Genomic DNA, 18,838 nt, shown 5'->3' with positions numbered 1-18,838 from the left:
CCCATGATCGATGCCGCCATCTACAAACAAGTAATGGGTTCGTTTCCTTCCGGGGTCACTGTCATCACGACACTCGATGACGTCGGACAGATCGTCGGCCTGACCGCCAGCGCCTTCAGCTCGTTGTCCATGGACCCGGCCCTGGTGCTGTTTTGCCCCAACTACAGCTCCGACTCATATCCGGTACTGATCAAGAACAAACGCTTTGCCATTCACGTGCTGTCCGGCGGCCAGCAAAGCGAAGCCTATGCATTCGCCCGCAAAGGTAAAGACAAGGCCCAAGGCATCGAATGGACCTTGAGCGAGCTGGGCAACCCGATTCTGGCAAACGCCACGGCGGTGATCGAATGCGAACTGTGGCGCGAATATGAGGGTGGCGACCACGCAATCATGGTCGGCGCCGTGAAGAACCTGATCGTGCCCCAGCAGAACGCCGGGCCACTGGTGTATTGCCACGGCAAGATGGGCGCCCTGCCCGTGCTCGCCTGATTAGACAATACTCAGAATATGTTGCGTAGATTGCGAATTCCGAGACTCCGATAAACAGCCTGTCGACAGGCCGACAACAAAAGATCCGAGGTAAGCGTCATGAAGTTTTCCCTGTTCGTGCACATGGAACGTTGGGACGAGAGCGTCAGCCATCGCCAGCTGTTCGAAGACTTGACCGAACTGACCCTGATGGCTGAGGCCGGTGGTTTCAGCACCGTCTGGATCGGCGAACACCACGCGATGGAATACACCATCTCGCCAAGCCCGATGCCGCTGCTGGCCTACCTGGCAGCCAAGACCACCACCATTCACCTGGGCGCCGGCACCATCATCGCGCCGTTCTGGCATCCGTTGCGGGTTGCCGGTGAATGCGCATTGCTCGACGTGATCAGCAATGGGCGTATGGAAGTCGGCCTGGCCCGTGGCGCTTACCAGGTTGAGTTCGACCGGATGGCCGGCGGCATGCCTGCTTCCTCCGGCGGTCAGGCATTGCGCGAGATGGTTCCGGTGGTCCGTGCGCTGTGGCAAGGCGACTACGCCCACGACGGCGATATCTGGAAATTTCCGACGTCCACCAGCGTGCCAAAGCCGATCCAGAAGCCCAACCCGCCGATGTGGATTGCCGCTCGCGACCCCGACTCCCATAACTTCGCCGTGGCCAACGGTTGCAACGTCATGGTCACGCCGCTGATGAAAGGCGACGAAGAAGTCCTCGACCTGAAGAACAAGTTCCAGACCGCGCTGGACAACAACCCCGACGTGCCCCGCCCGCAACTGATGGTGTTGCGTCACACCCACGTCCACGCCGTCGATGACCCTGAAGGCTGGAAAGTCGGCGCCAAGGCGATCTCGAAGTTCTACCGCACCTTCGACGCCTGGTTCGGCAACAAGCAAACACCGGTCAACGGTTTCCTCGCACCGAGCCCGGAAGAAAAATTCGCCGAGCGTCCGGAGTTCCAGCTGGAGAGCCTGCACAAGACCGCCATGATCGGCACGCCGGAAGAAATCATTCCGCGCATCAAGTATTACCAGGAACTGGGTGTCGACGAATTCAGCTTCTGGTGCGACAACAGCCTGCCCCATGCGGAAAAGAAAAAATCCCTGGAGCTGTTCATCAAACACGTGGTCCCGGCGTTCCGCTGATTAAAAAGCACAACGCTGGCTCAGGCCCGGCGTTGTGCTGTCAGCAACTGCATCAATGGTTATAGGCACGCTCGTTGTGCTCGGCCAGATCCAGCCCCATCTCCTCCACCGACTCATCGGCACGCAAGCCGATCACCGCGTTGATCACCTTGAGAATGATCCAGCTGACGGCGAAGCAATACACCGTAGTCAGCAGCACACCCTTGATTTGCGCCACCACTTGCGCGCCCATGGTCACGCCCTCGACCATCCCGCCCAGCGACGGCACGCAGAACACCCCGGTCAATACCGCGCCGATCATCCCGCCGATACCGTGCAAGCCGAACACATCAAGGCTGTCGTCATAGCCGAAACGGCGCTTGAGGACGGTGACGCTCAGATAACAGAACACCCCGCACAGCAAACCGATCGCCAGCGCACCACCGACGCCCACATAGGCGCACGCCGGCGTGATGCCCACCAGACCGGCCAGCGCACCACTTGCAAGACCCAAGGCACTTGGCTTGCCGACCTTGAACCACTCGGTGAACATCCAGCCGAGAATCCCGGCGCAAGCACCCAATTGAGTGTTGAGCATGACAATCCCGGAAGTGCCGTTGAGGCCGCCGCCGGAGCCGATATTGAAACCGAACCAGCCGACCCGCACCGGCCATGGTCAGGCTCAAGTTGTGGGCCGGCATCGGCGTGTTCTGGTAGCCCTTGCGTTTGCCGAGAATCAGACACGCCGCCAATGCCGCGACGCCGGCATTGATATGCACCGCCGTACCGCCGGCAAAATCGAGGACGCCCCAGTTATGCATCAAGGCGCCCGAACCGCCCCATACCATATGGGCCACCGGGGCATACACCAGGGTGAACCACAGCGCCATGAACCACAGCGCCGCCGAAAATTTCATGCGCTCGGCAAATGCCCCGGCAATCAGCGCCGGAGTGATGATGGCGAAGGTCATCTGGAAGGTCACGAACACTCCTTCCGGTATATCGCCGACCAGGCTCTGCGGGGTCATGCCCGCCAGAAAGGCTCGGCTCAAGCCACCGACAAAGCTGTTGAAGGTCACTTGCCCCTCGACCATGCCCGTGGTGTCGACCACCATGCTGTAGCCGTAGATCACCCATAAAACACCCACCAGTCCGGCGATGCCAAAGCACTGGGTGAACAACGACAACATATTTTTTGCCCGTACCAGGCCGCCATAAAACAGGGCCAGGCCCGGCAGGCACATGAACAACACCAACACGGCGGCGGTGACCATCCACGCGGTGCTGCCAGTGTTCAAAGTGGGTGCATCGGCAGCCTGTGCCAACGGCACGAGTGCACCGCTGGCTAGCAGGCCAAGAAGGGATTTGCCGAGAAGACGATTGACCATGTTCAAAGCTCCTGCAAAGGAAATGGGAAGTGCCGGGCAGTGAGCAAGCGCTGATTTGCACCTCTTTCGGGCGCTTTGATCGTTCCCACGCTCCGCGTGGTAATGCAGCCCGTGACGCTCTGCGTCACAGAATCGGGACGCAGAGCGTCCCTTGAGGCATTCCCACGCAGAGCGTAGGAACGATCCTGTCACTCAATAACCGGAGCCCGGAATCCAGCTAGTCCCGGCCAGTGGCACCCGGGCCATCGCGGCCGATTCCACCGTCAGCGCCACCAGATCCTCGGGATCGAGGTTGTGCAGGTGCGACTTGCCGCACGCCCGCGCCATGGTCTGGGCTTCCAGCACCAGCACCCGCAGGTAGTTGGCCAGACGGCGTCCGCCTTCCACCGGGTCCAGACGCTTGGACAGCTCCGGATCCTGCGTGGTGATCCCGGCCGGGTCGCGGCCGTTCTGCCAGTCGTCATAAAAGCCTGCGGCCGAGCCGATCTTCTGCAGTTCTTCATCCAGTCGCGGGTGGTTGTCGCCCAGCGCGATCAGCGCCGCTGTGCCGATGGCCACCGCGTCCGCGCCCAGCGCCATGGCCTTGGCCACGTCGGCACCGTTGCGTATCCCTCCTGAAACGATCAATTGGACCTTGCGGTGCATGCCCATCTCTTGCAAAGCCTGTACCGCTTGTGGAATGGCCGGCAAAATCGGGATCCCCACGTGTTCGATGAACACTTCCTGGGTTGCCGCGGTGCCGCCTTGCATACCGTCGAGCACGATCACATCCGCCCCGGCCTTCACTGCCAGTTTGACGTCGTAGTAAGGCCGGCTGGCGCCGATCTTCACGTAGATCGGTTTTTCCCAGTCGGTGATTTCGCGCAGCTCGGCAATCTTGATCGCCAGGTCATCCGGCCCGGTCCAGTCCGGGTGGCGGCAGGCGCTGCGCTGATCGACGCCAATCGGCAAGGTGCGCATACCGGCCACCCGCTCGGTGACTTTCATGCCCAGCAGCATGCCGCCGCCACCGGGTTTGGCGCCCTGCCCCAGGACGATTTCGATGGCATCGGCCTTGCGCAGGTCATCCGGGTTCATGCCGTAACGCGACGGCAGATATTGATAGACCAAGTGCTGCGATTGCCCGCGTTCCTCCGGCGTCATGCCGCCGTCACCGGTGGTGGTGCTGGTGCCGGCGATGGTTGCCCCACGACCGAGCGCTTCCTTGGCATTGGCGGACAGCGCACCGAAACTCATGCCGGCAATGGTCACCGGAATCTTCAGGTGGATCGGCTTCTTGGCGAAACGGTTGCCGAGGATCACATCGGTGCCGCACTTCTCCCGATAGCCTTCCAGCGGGTAACGCGACACGCTGGCGCCGAGCAGCAGCAAGTCATCGAAGTGCGGCACTTTGCGCTTGGTACCGCCGCCGCGAATGTCATAGATGCCGGTCTCGGCGGCACGCTGGATTTCCTGAATGGTCAGGCGGTCGAAGGTCGCGGATTCACGCAATACCGGGGCTGCTTTTGGGCTGGTAGAGTCGCTCATGTCTGTTCTCCTGGCGTGAATCAATACGCGGACGCGTTATCGACTTTGAAGTTGTACAACTGACGGGCCGAGCCGTAGCGCTTGAAGTCAGCGGCCTTGTGCTCGAAACCGGCACGGTTGAGCAGGACCTGCAGCTCTTCCAGATGCTCGGCGCGCATCTCTTTCTCGATGCAATCCGAGCCCAGGGACGCGACGCTACCCTTCACATAGATGTGGGTTTCGTACAGCGAATCGCCCAACGCATCACCGGCATCGCCGCACACCACCAGGCGCCCGGCCTGGCCCATGAAACAGCTCATGTGACCAATGCTGCCGCCGACCACGATGTCGATGCCTTTCATGGAAATCCCGCAACGGGCACCGGCATCGCCTTCGATCACCAGCAATCCACCATGGGCGGTAGCGCCGGCAGCCTGGGACGCGCTGCCCTTGATCCGCACATAACCGGACATCATGTTCTCGGCACAGCCGACACCGGCATTGCCATGAACGGTGATCGAAGCCTTCTGGTTCATGCCGGCGCAGTAGTAACCGGCGTGGCCCTGGATATCGATGGAAACGGCCTGGTTCACCCCGACGGCGAGGTTGTGCTTGCCGTTAGAGTGAGTCACGACCCACTCGCGGTCTTCTACAGCGTGGACCTGGTCATGCAGCGCCTGATTGAGGTCACGCACGGTGGCAATGGAAAGATCGATGGTTTTCATGTGTGCGCTCCTTAAGCTGACTCGCGTTCCCAGATGTACAAAGTGGCCGGTGCCGGCTCCCAGATCCTGGCGTTTTCAATGCCCGGCAGGCTCGACAGCGCCTGATATTCCGAGGCCATGGCGACGTAGTCGTCAGTCTCGGCGAGGATCGCCGGCTTGCAGGCGATCGGGTCGCGAATCACCGCAAAACCGTTACGGGTGCCGATGGCGAAAGTGAAGAAACCGTCGAGATCTTCCAGCGCATGATCCAGCGCCTCTTTCAACGAGTCGCCCTGCTGCAGGCGCCAGGTCAGGTAACCGGCGGCCACCTCGGTATCGTTGTCGGTTTCAAACTGGATGCCTTCGCGCTTGAGTTCCTGACGCAGGCGGAAGTGGTTGGACAGCGAGCCGTTGTGCACCAGGCACAGGTCGGCACCGGTGGAAAACGGGTGGCTGCCTTCCATGGTCACCGCGCTTTCAGTGGCCATGCGGGTGTGGCCGATGATGTGACTGCCTTTCATGCCGGCCAGGCCGAAGCGTTGGGAAATCTCCTGGGGCAATCCCATGCCTTTGAGAATTTCAATGCTCTGCCCGGCGCTCATGATGCGGACGCTGGGTGCCAATTCGGCAAGGGCCAGACGCACCGGCGCTTCGTCGGCGTGGATCTTCAGTACTGCCGCGCTGGCGTTCTGGAACCAGTCCAGCGAACAGCCAAGGCGCCCTTCCAGTTCGCCCATCAGGGTTTTCCAGTCGAAGCCTTCGGTGGTGGCCTGCAGGGTCAACTTGACCCAGCCATCGGCGACTTCATCGCCGTAGATGGCAAAGCCGGCACTGTCCGGGCCACGATCGGTCATGGCCTGCAACATTGGTTCGAAGAGCTGCCCCAGCCGGGATTCCAGCTGCGGATTTTTCAGGTAAAGACCTACGATTCCACACATGACAACAGTCCTCACTTCGTTCGGCAGCCGCAAGTTTCAAGCTGCAAGCTGCAAGATGGTTCGTTTAAACGCGCCTTGGCGGCGCTCAGAAAAATTCGGTATAGCGCGCGACTTCCCAGTCACTGACATGGCGGCTGTACTCGACCCACTCCATACGCTTGAGCTTGATGAACTCGCCCACGATCTGCGGGCCCAGCACCTCGGCGAACAGCGGGTCGGCTTCGAGCGCATCGCAGGCTTCCTTGAGCGACTGCGGCAAAGTCTTGATGCCGCGCGCGGCAATCTGCTCCAGGCTCAGGCTGTAGAGGTTTTCGTTGCAGACGTGGTCGATTTCCAACTGACGGTCGATGCCATCCAGACCCGCAGCGATGATGGCCGCGCTGACCAGATAGGGATTGCAACCGGCGTCCGGCAGACGGAATTCCAGGCGCCCGTAAGGCACGCGGACCATCGCGGAGCGGTTGTTGGCACCGAAGGCAATAAAGGCCGGCGCCCAGGTCGCACCGGACAATGAATTGCCCACCACCAAACGCTTGTAGGAGTTGACCGTCGGTGCGGCAAAGCCACACAGCGCCGGGCCGTGCGCCAACAGGCCGGCCGCGAAGTGATAGGCCATTTTCGACAGGCCCATGCCGCTCGGATCGCTGGCGTCGTGGAACAGGTTCTTGTTCTCGGCACTGCTGATCGACAGGTGAAAGTGCATGCCGTTGCCGGCACGTTTCGGATCGGGCTTGGGCATGAACGAGCAGATCATGCCCAAGTCATTGGCAATCTCACCGGCGGCCATGCGGAAGAAGGTGAAGCGATCCGCCGAGGTCATGGCATCGCTGTAGGTGTAGTTGATTTCGAATTGGCCGTTGGCGTCTTCGTGATCGATTTGATAGACCTCGAAATCCACCGCTTGCAGCGCTTCAGTCAGACGCTCGAGGAACACCCGGGAACGCGACAGGCCTTTGTAGTCGTAGCAAGGTTTGTCGAGGTTATCGCTCGGATCCACCAGTTGCAGCTTGCCCTGTTCGTCACGGCGCATCAGGTTGAATTCGGGTTCCAGGCCGGTGTTGAGCGTCCAGCCTTTGTCTTCCAGACGGCGAATCTGCTGCTGCAGCACGTAGCGGCTGTCATAGGGATGCGGCTTGCCATCGACATGACCGATGCACACGACCCGGCCATAACCCGGTTGCCAAGGCACCGGTGTCAGCGTCGACAAATCGCCCCGGGCCATGAAGTCCGGCCCGTGCGGCTCCATGCCCATGCCGCTGATGGCGAAACCGGCAAAACCGGCGCCGTCTTCAGCCACGGCCTTGAGCCCGCAGATCGGCACCGATTTGGTTTTTGCCGCGCCATGGATATCGACAAACTGTGCAAGCACGTACTTGATGCCGTGCTTGTCGATAATGTGCTGGGTTTCTGCTGGCAACATTGCTCGTCACTCCTCGCGAAAGGCAAAACATGATGGAAAGGCCTTAACTGACTTTTTATTCCTAAAAAGAAAGTTTGTTTCCCAATAGGAATGCAAGGCCCTTGCCACATTTGCCAAGGAGGTGTTCGCGGGAGGTGAACTGCGCTTTTGTGCTGTATATATGGGAAAAATCTTTTCCCCGTGGGAATATTCACGTCGGAACAGGAAGTGAATGCGTTGATTTGCACTTTCTCAGTGCGAAACTAATATTACTGAACGGAAAGTGTGCAGAACCTGATGACTATGTCGAACGAAACCGCGCCGCGCCTCAAGCTTGAGCAATACCTGGGGTTGCAGATCAAACGCCAGCGCCAGGCCCAGGACCTGAAATTGTCCGACGTGGCCAAGATTGCCGATATCAGCCAGGGCATGTTGAGCAAGATTGAAAACGCCCAGGTGTCGACCAGCCTCGATACCCTGAGCCGCCTGTGCGACGTGCTCGGCCTGCCCCTGTCGAAGTTGTTCAGCGAATACGATCAGCAGGACGGCAGCGCGCTGCTGGTGAAGGCGGATCAAGGCATGGAGGTGGTGCGCCGCGGGACTGAAAAAGGCCATACCTACCATTTGCTCAACCATACCCGTGGGCCGAAGAAGAGTTTCGAGGCGTACATGGTGAGCATGGATGACGCCAGTGAAGAATTTCCGACCTTCTCTCACCCGGGGACCGAGTTCTTGCATTTGCTTGAGGGTGAGTTGATTTATCGGCATGGGAATCAGCTGTATCGGATGGAGGCTGGGGACAGCCTGACGTTTGAGGGGGAGATTCCCCATGGGCCTGAGGAGTTGGTGCAGGTGCCGATTCGGATGTTGTCGATCATGAATTATGGGAATGACAAGGAGTGATGTTTTTCTGATTTGGGGGCATATCCGTTTTTTTTGTAATGGCTGCTATTGGTTCCGCTTTTACAGCGGGTCACTTGGAAGAGCGCCAAGTAACCAAGCGCTTTTGCCCCTGACGTTCGGTGCCTCGCTAAGGCTCGGCATGCCCTCGTTCCGGTCCTGCTCCGTGGGCCCGCCGCCATCGGCCATCCATGGCCGGGGGCGGCTACCGCGGCATCCTTGCCGCGGTGCCCACTGCGCAGAACCTCCACTCGGCCTCACGAGGGGGCGTGCACCGCAAAAGCAAAGCGAGGCGGCCTACCGGCCGGCCTGTTTGCTCAACGCTTACGCGTCCTGATCCCGACCCTGATCGTTCCCACGCTCCGCGTGGGAATGCATCCCGTGACGCTCCGCGTCACTCTTGCGCAAGACTCAAGCCTGGGGTCGACAGCGGAACGCAGAGCGTCCCCGGCGGCATTCCCACGCGGAGCGTGGGAACGATCAACAGCAACAACATCGCGAGCAGGCTCACTCCCACAAAAAGCAGATCAGCGCACCGCTGTTGCTTCTCACCACTCATCAGGCCGAGCGTTAGCTCGCCTTGCGCTTTTGATCTTGATCTGCCCCGTCGGGAGGCCGAACGCAGGTTCTGCGCAGTGGGCAACCCGGCATGGATGCCGGGTTAGCCGCCCCCGGCCATGGATGGCCGATGGCGGCGGGCCCACGGAGCAGGACCGGAGTGAGGGAATGCCGAGCCTAGGCGAGGCACCGGACGTCAGGGGCAAGAGCGTTTGGTTACTTTGCGCTTTTCAAAGTGACCCGCCGTCAGGGCGGAACCAATAGCGGCCATGACCGCAGAAACGGATATGTACCCCCCCCCCAAAAAAAGCCGCAGAAAAAATTCCCACCAGTTAAAAAACTTTCACAAACGTCTGGACGCCACCTCCCCATCCCCCGTATAAAGCCACCAACAGGAATATTTTATTCCCATCAAGAAACAGCGCTCAAGGAAGAGCCACCCTCTCCGCTGACATTTTTTCGCTTTGCGATGAGCTGCCGCCATCTTCCCGAGGACGTGTCATGCAACACGAAAAAAACCATTTCATCATCAAAATCACCTGTCCCGCCGTGTCCGGCATCGTCGCTGCCGTAACCACCTACCTGGCTGACAACGGTTGCTACATCGGGGAGATGGCGCAATTCGACGACGACCTCAGCGGCCGTTTTTTCATGCGCGCGGTATTCCGCTTCAACGACGGCCACACCGGCGACCTGCAACAGATCAAACAAGGCTTCGCCGACGTCGCCAACGCCTTCGACATGTCCTGGGAACTGCACGACACCCGCGAACCGATGCGCGTCCTGCTGATGGTCAGCAAATTCGACCACTGCCTGACCGACCTCCTCTACCGCTACCACAAAGGCGAGATGGACATGACCATCACCGCCATCGTCTCCAACCACCTCGACCTGCGGCCGATGGCCGAACGCGAAGGCATTCGCTTCATCTACCTGCCGGTGACCAAAGACACCAAGGCTCGGCAAGAAGCCGAGTTGATGAAGGTCGTTGATGACACCGGCACCGAACTGGTAGTGCTCGCGCGCTACATGCAAATCCTCTCCGATGACCTCTGCAAGCAACTCTCGGGCCGGGCGATCAACATTCACCACTCATTCCTGCCCGGCTTCAAAGGCGCCAAGCCGTATCACCAGGCCTACCAGCGCGGCGTGAAACTGATCGGCGCCACCGCCCACTACGTCACCAGCGACCTCGACGAGGGGCCGATCATCGAGCAGGAAGTCCAGCGCGTCGATCACGTCTATCTGCCTGACGACCTGGTCGCCACCGGCCGTGACACCGAAACCGTTGCCCTGTCCAAAGCGGTCAAATACCACTTGGAACACCGGGTTTTCCTCAACCAGGACAGAACGGTGATCTTCCGGTGAACACTCTCAAATTGATCGACGGCAAAGCCGCAGCAGCACGTGTGCTCATTCAAGTGCGCAAAGACGTGGACAGCCTGCGCGAGCAAGACATTCAACCGGCCCTGGCGGTGATTCTGGTGGGCAGCGATCCGGCCAGCCAGGTCTATGTGCGCAACAAGATCCTGCGCGCCGAAGAGGTGGGGATTCGTTCCGTGGAGCATCGTCTGTCCACCGACACCAGCACCGAACAACTGCTCAACCTGATCGCCACGCTGAATGCCGACCGCACCATCAACGGCATTCTGCTGCAACTGCCACTGCCGGCACATATCGACGAACTGAGGGCGCTGCAAGCCATTGCGCCGGGCAAGGACGTCGACGGTTTTCACAGTGAAAACGTCGGTGGCCTCAGTCAGGGTCGCACCGTGCTAGCGCCCTGCACGCCCAGCGGTTGCCTGTATTTGCTGGAGCAAACCTGCGGTGATTTGCGCGGCAAACACGCAGTGATCATTGGACGCTCGAACATCGTCGGCAAACCCATGGCCGCGCTGCTGCTCAAGGCCGACTGCTCGGTGACCGTGCTGCATTCGCGCAGTACCGATCCGCAAGTCTTGTGCCGTCAGGCGGACATCGTCGTCGCCGCCGTCGGCCGACCTCAGATGATCGACGCCAGTTGGCTTAAGCCTGGCGCGGTGGTGATCGACGTTGGCATCAATCGCATTGACGATCAGGGCCGTAGCCGCCTGGTGGGCGATGTCGATTTCGACAGCGCCCTGCCCCACGTCGCGGCCATCACGCCGGTCCCCGGTGGCGTCGGCCCGATGACCATTGCCTTCTTGATGAAAAACACCGTCACCGCAGCCCTTACGCAACACCAGGTTCAACGCAGCCAATCGGAGGCCCTATGCCATTCAATCTACTGAAATACGGGCTGAGTTCGGAGTATCCGGTGGAAGTGGACCTGCCACCGCCCAAGGAACTGAAACGCAGCTATGACGTGGTAATCATCGGCGCCGGTGGTCATGGCCTGGCCATTGCCTACTACCTGTCCAAATACCACGGCATCACCAACATCGCGGTGTTGGAGAAGTCCTACCTGGGCGGCGGCAATACCGCGCGCAACACGGCCGTGATTCGCTCCAACTACCTGACCAGCGAGGGCGTGCGTTTCTACGCCGAGTCCGTGCGGATGTTCCAGGGGCTGTCCAACGAATTCGATTTCAACATCATGTATTCCGAGCGCGGCCAACTGACCCTGGCCCATACCGACGCCACGGTGCGTTCGTTCCGCCAGCGGGCTGAGGTCAATAAACATTTTGGCGGGCGCACCGAGATGATCGACCGCCAGCAAATCCGCGAACTGGTGCCCAGCCTCAACCTCGACCCGGGCCACTTGCCGGTCATCGCCGGCCTCTGGCACATGGACGGCGCCACCGCGCGCCACGACGCCGTGGCCTGGGGTTACGCCAAGCAGGCGGCCAAGCGCGGCGTGGAAATCCACCAGCTAACCGAAGTCCAGGACCTGGTCATCGAAAATGGCGCGATCACCGCGGTCAAGACCAATCGCGGCACCATCCAGTGCGGCTGCGCGGTGCAGGCGATTGCCGGGCACAGCTCCTTGCTGATGGCCAAGGCCGGGATCCGCTCGCCGATCCAGACCTTCCCTTTGCAGGCGATGGTTACCCAACCCTTCAAACCATTCCTCGATCCGCTGGTCAGCTCCTCCGCGCTGCATTGCTATGTGCAACAGACCAGCCGTGGCGAAGTGGTCTTCGGCGGCGGCTCCGACCCTTATCCGCTGTTCAACACCCGCTCGACCCTGGACCTCAAGGAAAGCCTGCTGGCCCACGCCATCGAGATGTTCCCGTTCCTGGCCAACGCCAAGCTGATGCGCCAATGGGCCGGCATCACCGACATGACCCCCGACTACAGCCCGATCATGGGCCTGTCACCGGTGAAGAATTACTACCTCGACGCCGGTTGGGGCACCTGGGGGTTCAAGGCGACGCCGATCTGCGGCAAGACCATGGCCGAACTGGTGGCCAGCGGCGGACAAGTGCCGGAGTTGATCAAACCCTTTGGTCTGGAGCGGTTCTCGACCTTTCAGCAAGTCAACGAAATGGGCGCCACAGCGGCCAGTCACTGACGGAGAGCGGATCATGAAAATCATCAATTGCCCGCTCAACGGGCCGCGCAACATCAGCGAATTCACCTATGGCGGCGAATTCAAACCCATGCCCGACCCCGTCCGCTGCAGCGATGCCGAATGGGCCGATTACGTGTTCAACACCGACAATCTCGCCGGTGTGGTGCGCGAGTGGTGGATGCACACGCCGTCCAGCTACTGGTTTATCGCAGAACGGCACACGGTCAGCGATGAAATCCTGCGCACCTTCGACCCCAAAGAACTTTTCACCGCCCGCGTCGACTTCAGCGCCGCCCAGGAGATCGCAGGATGAACCGCCTACCCGCCCCGATGGGCCTGCTGATCAACCGTGATCAGCCACTGGATTTCAGCTTCGACGGTGACCGCTACCAAGGCTTGCAAGGCGACAGCATCGCCAGCGCCCTGTTGGCCAACGGACGCTTCCTGATCTCCCGCTCCTTCAAATACCACCGCCCGCGCGGCCCGCTGACCATGGCCGGGCAGGACGCCAACAGCCTGGTGCAACTGCCACAGGAACCCAACGTGCTGGCCGACGCCCATGCCCTGTCGGCCGGCTTGCAGGTCACTGCGCAGAACGTCAACGGCTCGCTGGACAACGACCGCGATGCCTACCTGGGCAAGTTCTCGAAATTCATGCCCGTCGGTTTCTACTACCGTTCGTTCTACAAACCCAAAGGGATGTGGAAAGTCTGGGAACCGATCATTCGCAAGAAGGCCGGTTTGGGCGTGCTCGACCTGACGTTCAAGCCCGAGTACTACGACAAGGCCTATCTGTTCACCGACGTGGCGGTGATCGGTGCCGGGCCAGCCGGACTGAACGCGGCGCTGACCGCGGCCAATGCCGGTGCCAAGGTGTTGCTCATCGAGCAACAACCGATCCTCGGCGGTTCGCTGACCTATGCCCGTTTCGATATCGAAGGCTCAAAAGCCGAAACCCTGCGCCGCGAATTGCTTGCGGCGGTAGAAGACCACGCCAACATCCGCATCCTCACCGAGGCAACGTGCAACGCCTGGTTCACCGACAATTACTTGCCGGTCATTCAAGGCAAACGGATGTACAAAGTTCGCGCCCGTCAATGCCTGGTGTGCAGCGGCGCCTTCGACCAGCCGGTGATCTTTCGCAACAACGACCTGCCCGGGGTGATGCTGACCAGTGCCGCACAACGCCTGATGAAACTCTACGCGGTCAAACCGGGCAAACGCGCCGTGGTGCTGACCGGCAACGATGACGGCTACCTCGCCGCACTTGATCTGCACGATCAGGGCGTGGAGGTCGCTGCCGTGGTGGACCTGCGTCACGGTCCTGGCGATGAATCGCTGCTGCAGGCGTTGGCCCAGCGCAAGATTCCTTGCCAGCGCGACAGCACCGTGTATGAAGCCCTGCACGGAAAAGGCATGCGCCATATCACCGGCGTCGACGTGCGCAAGATCACCGCGCAGGGTCAGGTGGCCGAGCACGGGCAACGTCTGGACTGTGATTTGCTGTGCATGTCCGCCGGGTACATGCCGGTTTATCAATTGCTTTGCCAGGCCGGTGGGAAACTGGCCTACGACGATCAGCGTGCCGAATTCACCCTCAGCGGCTTGCCTGAAAACCTGGCAGTCGCCGGCTCGGTCAATGGACGTCATCGCCTGGAAAATGTAATCGCCGATGGCGTGAATGCCGGTGCCGATGCCGCGTCCGCGCTAGGGTTCGTGGTGGGCGAGCAACGCGCACATTTCGCTAGCGAGATCCGGGTCAATTTCAATTGGCCGATCTTTCCGCACCCCAAGGGCAAGGACTTCGTCGACTTCGATGAAGACCTGCAAGTGGCCGACATCGTCAACGCCACCCGCATCGGCTATCGCGACGTGCAACTGGTCAAGCGCTACTCCACCGTCGGCATGGGGCCATCCCAGGGTCGCCACTCGGCGCTGCCGACCGCGCGCCTGGTTGCCTGGGCGACCCAGCGCAACATCAGCGAAACCGGTGTCACCACCGCACGCCCACCGTTCGTTGCGGAAAAGCTCGCCCATGTCGCGGGCCGGGCTTTCGACCCGTACCGGCAAACACCGATGCACGCCCGGCATCTGCAAGCGGGCGCCAAGATGATGCCTGCCGGCATCTGGCAGCGCCCCGCCTACTACGGCAACGCGAAGGACCGCGACGCGTGCATGCAGGCCGAAGCCCTGCACGTGCGCAACAAGGTTGGCATCATCGATGTCTCGACCCTTGGGGGTCTTGATGTGCGCGGTCCCGACGCCGCCGAGCTGCTCAACCGGATGTACACCTTTGCCTTTCTCAAGCAGCCGATCGGCCGTTCCCGCTATGCCTTGATGACCAACGAGCATGGCGTAGTGATCGATGACGGGGTATGCGCACGCTTTGCCGAGAACCATTTCTACGTCACCGCCACCACCAGCGGCGTCGACCGGATCTATCAGCAAATGCTCAAGTGGAATGCTCAATGGCGCCTGGACGTGGACGTCGCCAACGTCACCGCCGCCATCTGCGCGGTCAACGTCGCCGGTCCCGACTCACGCAAAGTGCTGGAAAAAGTCTGCAGCGATCTCGACTTGAGCGCAGAGGCATTCCCCTACCTGGGTGTCCGTCAGGGAACGGTCACGGGGATCAAGGCGCGTTTGCTGCGGGTGGGTTTTGTCGGCGAACTGGGTTACGAAATCCACGTGCCGGCGCGCCACGGCCTCAAGCTCTGGGATGCGCTGATCGAGGCCGGCAAGGCCCACGACATCCGTCCCTTCGGCGTCGAAACCCAACGCTTGCTGCGTCTGGAAAAAGGCCATGTGATCATCAGCCAGGACACCGACGGCATGACCCACCCGGCGGAAATCGACATGGGTTGGGCGGTGAGTCGCAACAAGCCGTTCTTCGTCGGCCGGCGCTCGGTGGACATCCTCGAAGCACAGCCACTGAAACGCAAGCTGGTGGGCTTCACCTTGCCCAAGGGCAGTGAGCAACCGCTGGAAGGACACCTGGTGCTCAACGGCCCGGACATCAGCGGCAACGTCACGTCGTGCGAGTACTCCGCCACCCTTGGCAAAATCATCGGCCTGGCCTACGCCGGCATCGACCAGAGCACACCGGGGCAACGGATTCCGATCCGCGTCGAAGGCGCAAAGGTGGTGCATGCCGAAGTGGTGCCGCTGCCTTTCTTCGATCCCGACAACCAACGCCAGGAGCTTTGAGCCATGACCAGCCTGAGAGAACAACACAGCAAGGTGCGCCAAACGCCGGCGCCGATGACCGGCTGCTGCCTGACGGATTTGACCGACCTGCCACGGGTCGGTTTTCGTGGCGCACACACTGCCGACTACCTGCAGGGGCGTGCCTTCACCCTGCCGGAGGCGCCAAATCGCGCCACAATTCAAGCCGATGGCAGCCACGTGGCGCGGCTTTCGCAAACCGAATACCTGCTGCTGGGCAGCCCCGAGGATCAGGGCCAGCGAATAGCCGATGAAGAATCACGTTGGGAACTCGATCATCAGGCCAACTACTTGCTGCCGCGCCAGGACAGTCATGCCTGCTTTCAGATGACGGGGGACTACCTGAGCGAGGTGCTGGCCAAGCTCTGCGGGGTTGATCTGAGTCCGCAAGCCTTCACCCCGGGCGCCGTGGCCCAAACGTCGGCGGCACGCATCAATGTGATCATCATCAACTCCGGCACGGCGCATCAGGCGAGTTTTCACATCCTCTGTGACCGGGCATCGAAGGCGTATTTTCAGGGTGCGCTGGAGGATGCGCTGCAGGAGTATTCAGGGCTTGCGTCGGCGATGAGGCGCTGATTCGCCGGTTGTGTTGAGCATGCATGCTGAGCGGTGAATGTCCGTTCTCAGCATGCATGGATGGGGATCAGCAGGTTGCAAAATCCGAATGGCTGCGACTTACAACTCATCAGCAGCCGGCTCCTGCAGGATCCACACACCTCGTCGGGATGACACTAGCGCAACAGGCATGCTTGACGCTTCGGCTGGTTAAATGGGAAAAGGTGCATGGCCCGGATGGAAGCGCGGGCTAATTCACGAATCAAGGAAGACCCCATGAAAACCCTGTTGTGTTTGCTGATCGCCATCGGCGTCGGCACCGCATTGCAATACGCCGGTGTCCCCCACGGCCTGTTGCTGGGCTCGATACTCGCGACCGCGTTAATCGCCAGCAACCTGCGTTTTTCCCCTGCGCTGCCCTTCAGTCTGGGTTATGTGCAGATCGTCTTGGGGATCGCGACCGGTCTGATGTTCAAGTCATGGGACAGCCACACAGCGGCTGCCATGCTGCCCAGTCTCGGCTTCATGCTGTTGTGCCTGATGGTTCAAAGTAGCGTCGCCGGCTTCTGGTTGTTCAGGGTTTCGGGCTGGAACCTGAAAGACTCACTATTGGCCGTGTACCCCGGTGCACTCGCCGCCGTGTTCGACTTGCTTGAATCCGAACGTGCGTCCGGCAAAGTGATTGTCGTGCACCTGATCCGCCTGCTGTCGATCACCGTGCTGGTGAGTGTGTGCATTCCCGGACACACCGACACGGTGCTTGCCGAAAGCAGCCCGCTGGTCATGAGCACCGTATTGACCCTGTTGTCGCTGATCGCCTTGTGCCTGTTGCTCGGGCGCTTGCTGTTGAAGGCCGGCGTGCCCGCCCCCTTCATGCTCACCGCCATCGTCCTCACCGGGATTTCGCTCAAGGTCGGCTATCTCCAGGACTTCCACCTGCCGCAATGGAGTGTCGACTCCGCCACGGTCCTGCTGGGTATGCTGATCGGCTCGAAATTCAAGGACATCACCCTCGGAGAACTGGTCCGCCACGGCCGCGCCGGACTGATGTCGATTGCCCTGATGTTGCTGATCGCAACAGCGTTTGCAGGCGTGGCCGCACGAGTGCTGGGCAGCGATCCCTTGTCGTTGTGGTTGGCCTATATGCCGGGTGCCATCGAGACCATCGCCATCGTCGCGTTCGGCGGCGGGCTGAACGTGGTGTTCATCCTCACGCATCACTTGATGCGCATGGTCGTGCTGCACTTTGCACCGGCATTGCTCGTGCAGGCGCGGCGCTGGCGGGAAGATGTTTGAAGGAACTTCGTTCAAACGCCTCCCCGTGTGGACGAAGGGACTAAACGGGAGAAATTGTCGCCAGGGCACCAATCAGAATGGTTAACACCAGAAATCCACCGAGGAAAATCGCCATCTTGCCCATAGGGCCTCCTACATAATGAGTTTACGGTGCAGTGGCTGCGCGACTGCAGACCGTGGCGTCATTGTGAGCTGCAGGCCTTATGCATAACAGATGCAGATAACGATGGAAAATACGGATCAGAGCCCCGGGAGAGCTATCCCAATAACAGCGTCTGCTCCGCCTCGCACAACGCCACCACGTAATCCCACAGCACCCGCAGCCTGACCGATTTGTGCAGCTCGCGGCGGGTGCTGATCCAGTAACTGCGCATGATGTTTTCATCCGGTAGCAGCGGCACCAACTGCGGATCGGCACTGGCCATGTAGCACGGCAACACCGCAATCCCCAATCCCGAACGTGCCGCCTGTTGCTGGGCGATGACGCTGGTGCTGTGAAATACCACACGCGGATTGCGGCAAAAGCTGTTGAGGAACATCAGTTCCTGGCTGAACAGCAAATCGTCGACATAGCCGATCCAGGCGTGGCGCCCCAGGTCTTCGCGGCTGTGCAGCGGCGGTGCCTGGTCGAGGTAGGCCTGACTGGCATACAGCGCCAGTCGATAGTCGGTGAGTTTGCGCGTGACCAGCATGTCGGCGGCCGGGCGTTCGAGGTGGATGCTGATCTCGGCTTCGCGGTTGAGGATGCTGACGAAGCGCGGCACCGCCACCAGCTCCACTTCAAGCCCTGGATAACGTTCGAACAGCCCGTTCATGCGGCTGGCGAGGAACATGATCCCCAGCCCTTCGGTCACGCCGACGCGGATCTTGCCCAGCGGCGCGGTGGACTGGGTGATTTCCTCCTGGGCCAGCAACGCGACGTTTTCCATGGCTTCGGCATGTTTAAGCAACGCCTCGCCTGCCGGAGTCAGCTCATAGCCTTGGGCATGCTGGACGAACAACGCCGTGCCGAGGCTTTTTTCGATGGCTTCGATGTGCCGGGCGACAGTGGCATGCGTGGTGTTCAAACGGCGGGCAGCGGTGAGCAAACGCCCGCTGCGTTGCAACTCGAGAAAAAACCGCAGGTCATTCCAGTCGAACATGAGTCGTCCTTGGGTCTACGCTGTTGGAAGCGCTGTTTAAAAACGCACAGCGGCTGCGCAAAAACTAACATTCTTTTGACGAAAGCTAACAACTAGGATGACTGACAACAAGAACAACAA

At 60.4% G+C, this 18,838-nt stretch carries 15 protein-coding genes and 1 pseudogene; 10 read left to right on the top strand and 6 right to left on the bottom strand.

The genetic code is table 11. The annotated features are described in order from the left end of the window. Positions 1-3 precede the first annotated feature (3 nt). Positions 4-489: a flavin reductase family protein gene (locus K5K95_RS22225; protein ID WP_222586126.1), complete on the top strand. Its 486-nt coding sequence runs from the start codon at positions 4-6 to the stop codon at positions 487-489. A gap of 99 nt (positions 490-588) precedes the next feature. After that, positions 589-1,632: an LLM class flavin-dependent oxidoreductase gene (locus K5K95_RS22220; protein ID WP_090183080.1), complete on the top strand. Its 1,044-nt coding sequence runs from the start codon at positions 589-591 to the stop codon at positions 1,630-1,632. A 52-nt stretch (positions 1,633-1,684) separates the two neighbouring features. Here K5K95_RS22220 and K5K95_RS22215 read toward each other — a convergent pair. The 5 genes and pseudogenes from K5K95_RS22215 to glnT all read right to left on the bottom strand — a co-directional run bounded on the left by K5K95_RS22215 (position 1,685) and on the right by glnT (position 7,567). Then, a pseudogene (locus K5K95_RS22215) lies at positions 1,685-2,999 on the bottom strand (ammonium transporter). Between the two features lie 192 nt (positions 3,000-3,191). Continuing rightward, positions 3,192-4,526: an FMN-binding glutamate synthase family protein gene (locus K5K95_RS22210; RefSeq protein ID WP_222586125.1), complete on the bottom strand. Its 1,335-nt coding sequence runs from the start codon at positions 4,524-4,526 to the stop codon at positions 3,192-3,194. 20 nt (positions 4,527-4,546) lie between these two features. After that, on the bottom strand, positions 4,547-5,230 hold the full coding sequence (locus tag K5K95_RS22205; RefSeq protein WP_222586124.1) for a protein glxC: 684 nt from the start codon (positions 5,228-5,230) through the stop codon (positions 4,547-4,549). Positions 5,231-5,241: 11 nt separating this feature from the next. Next, a complete protein-coding gene (locus tag K5K95_RS22200; RefSeq protein WP_090183074.1) occupies positions 5,242-6,147 on the bottom strand; it encodes a class II glutamine amidotransferase in 906 nt (301 codons plus the stop codon). 85 nt (positions 6,148-6,232) lie between these two features. After that, on the bottom strand, positions 6,233-7,567 hold the full coding sequence (gene glnT, locus K5K95_RS22195; RefSeq protein ID WP_222586123.1) for a type III glutamate--ammonia ligase: 1,335 nt from the start codon (positions 7,565-7,567) through the stop codon (positions 6,233-6,235). A gap of 282 nt (positions 7,568-7,849) precedes the next feature. Here glnT and K5K95_RS22190 point away from each other — a divergent pair, with 282 nt between their 5' ends. From K5K95_RS22190 to K5K95_RS22155, 8 genes are all read left to right on the top strand, one after another. Continuing rightward, on the top strand, positions 7,850-8,449 hold the full coding sequence (locus K5K95_RS22190) for a helix-turn-helix domain-containing protein (protein WP_090183071.1): 600 nt from the start codon (positions 7,850-7,852) through the stop codon (positions 8,447-8,449). 1,056 nt (positions 8,450-9,505) lie between these two features. Further along, positions 9,506-10,372, top strand: a complete 867-nt coding sequence (gene purU, locus K5K95_RS22185) for a formyltetrahydrofolate deformylase (protein ID WP_222586122.1) — start codon at positions 9,506-9,508, stop codon at positions 10,370-10,372. Then, the gene (gene folD, locus K5K95_RS22180; protein WP_222586121.1) at positions 10,369-11,274 is read left to right on the top strand and encodes a bifunctional methylenetetrahydrofolate dehydrogenase/methenyltetrahydrofolate cyclohydrolase FolD; all 906 of its coding nucleotides are present in this window, start codon (positions 10,369-10,371) and stop codon (positions 11,272-11,274) included. The genes purU and folD overlap by 4 nt, the downstream gene beginning before the upstream one ends. Next, on the top strand, positions 11,256-12,497 hold the full coding sequence (locus K5K95_RS22175; RefSeq protein ID WP_222586120.1) for an FAD-dependent oxidoreductase: 1,242 nt from the start codon (positions 11,256-11,258) through the stop codon (positions 12,495-12,497). Before folD ends, K5K95_RS22175 begins: the two co-directional genes overlap by 19 nt. A gap of 13 nt (positions 12,498-12,510) precedes the next feature. Beyond that, the gene (locus tag K5K95_RS22170; protein WP_090183060.1) at positions 12,511-12,810 is read left to right on the top strand and encodes a sarcosine oxidase subunit delta; all 300 of its coding nucleotides are present in this window, start codon (positions 12,511-12,513) and stop codon (positions 12,808-12,810) included. Then, positions 12,807-15,704: a 2Fe-2S iron-sulfur cluster-binding protein gene (locus tag K5K95_RS22165; protein ID WP_222586119.1), complete on the top strand. Its 2,898-nt coding sequence runs from the start codon at positions 12,807-12,809 to the stop codon at positions 15,702-15,704. Before K5K95_RS22170 ends, K5K95_RS22165 begins: the two co-directional genes overlap by 4 nt. A gap of 3 nt (positions 15,705-15,707) precedes the next feature. After that, a complete protein-coding gene (locus K5K95_RS22160; RefSeq protein WP_222586118.1) occupies positions 15,708-16,301 on the top strand; it encodes a sarcosine oxidase subunit gamma in 594 nt (197 codons plus the stop codon). Between the two features lie 255 nt (positions 16,302-16,556). Beyond that, positions 16,557-17,576, top strand: a complete 1,020-nt coding sequence (locus K5K95_RS22155) for an AbrB family transcriptional regulator (protein ID WP_222586117.1) — start codon at positions 16,557-16,559, stop codon at positions 17,574-17,576. Positions 17,577-17,833: 257 nt separating this feature from the next. Here K5K95_RS22155 and K5K95_RS22150 read toward each other — a convergent pair whose 3' ends face one another. Then, positions 17,834-18,718: a LysR family transcriptional regulator gene (locus K5K95_RS22150; protein ID WP_222586116.1), complete on the bottom strand. Its 885-nt coding sequence runs from the start codon at positions 18,716-18,718 to the stop codon at positions 17,834-17,836. Positions 18,719-18,838 lie beyond the last annotated feature (120 nt).

This window comes from Pseudomonas sp. DR48 (assembly GCF_019823085.1).
Lineage (GTDB): Bacteria > Pseudomonadota > Gammaproteobacteria > Pseudomonadales > Pseudomonadaceae > Aquipseudomonas.
Note: the sequence above shows the minus strand (reverse complement) of the source record. Positions and strands in the feature narration are given on the sequence as shown.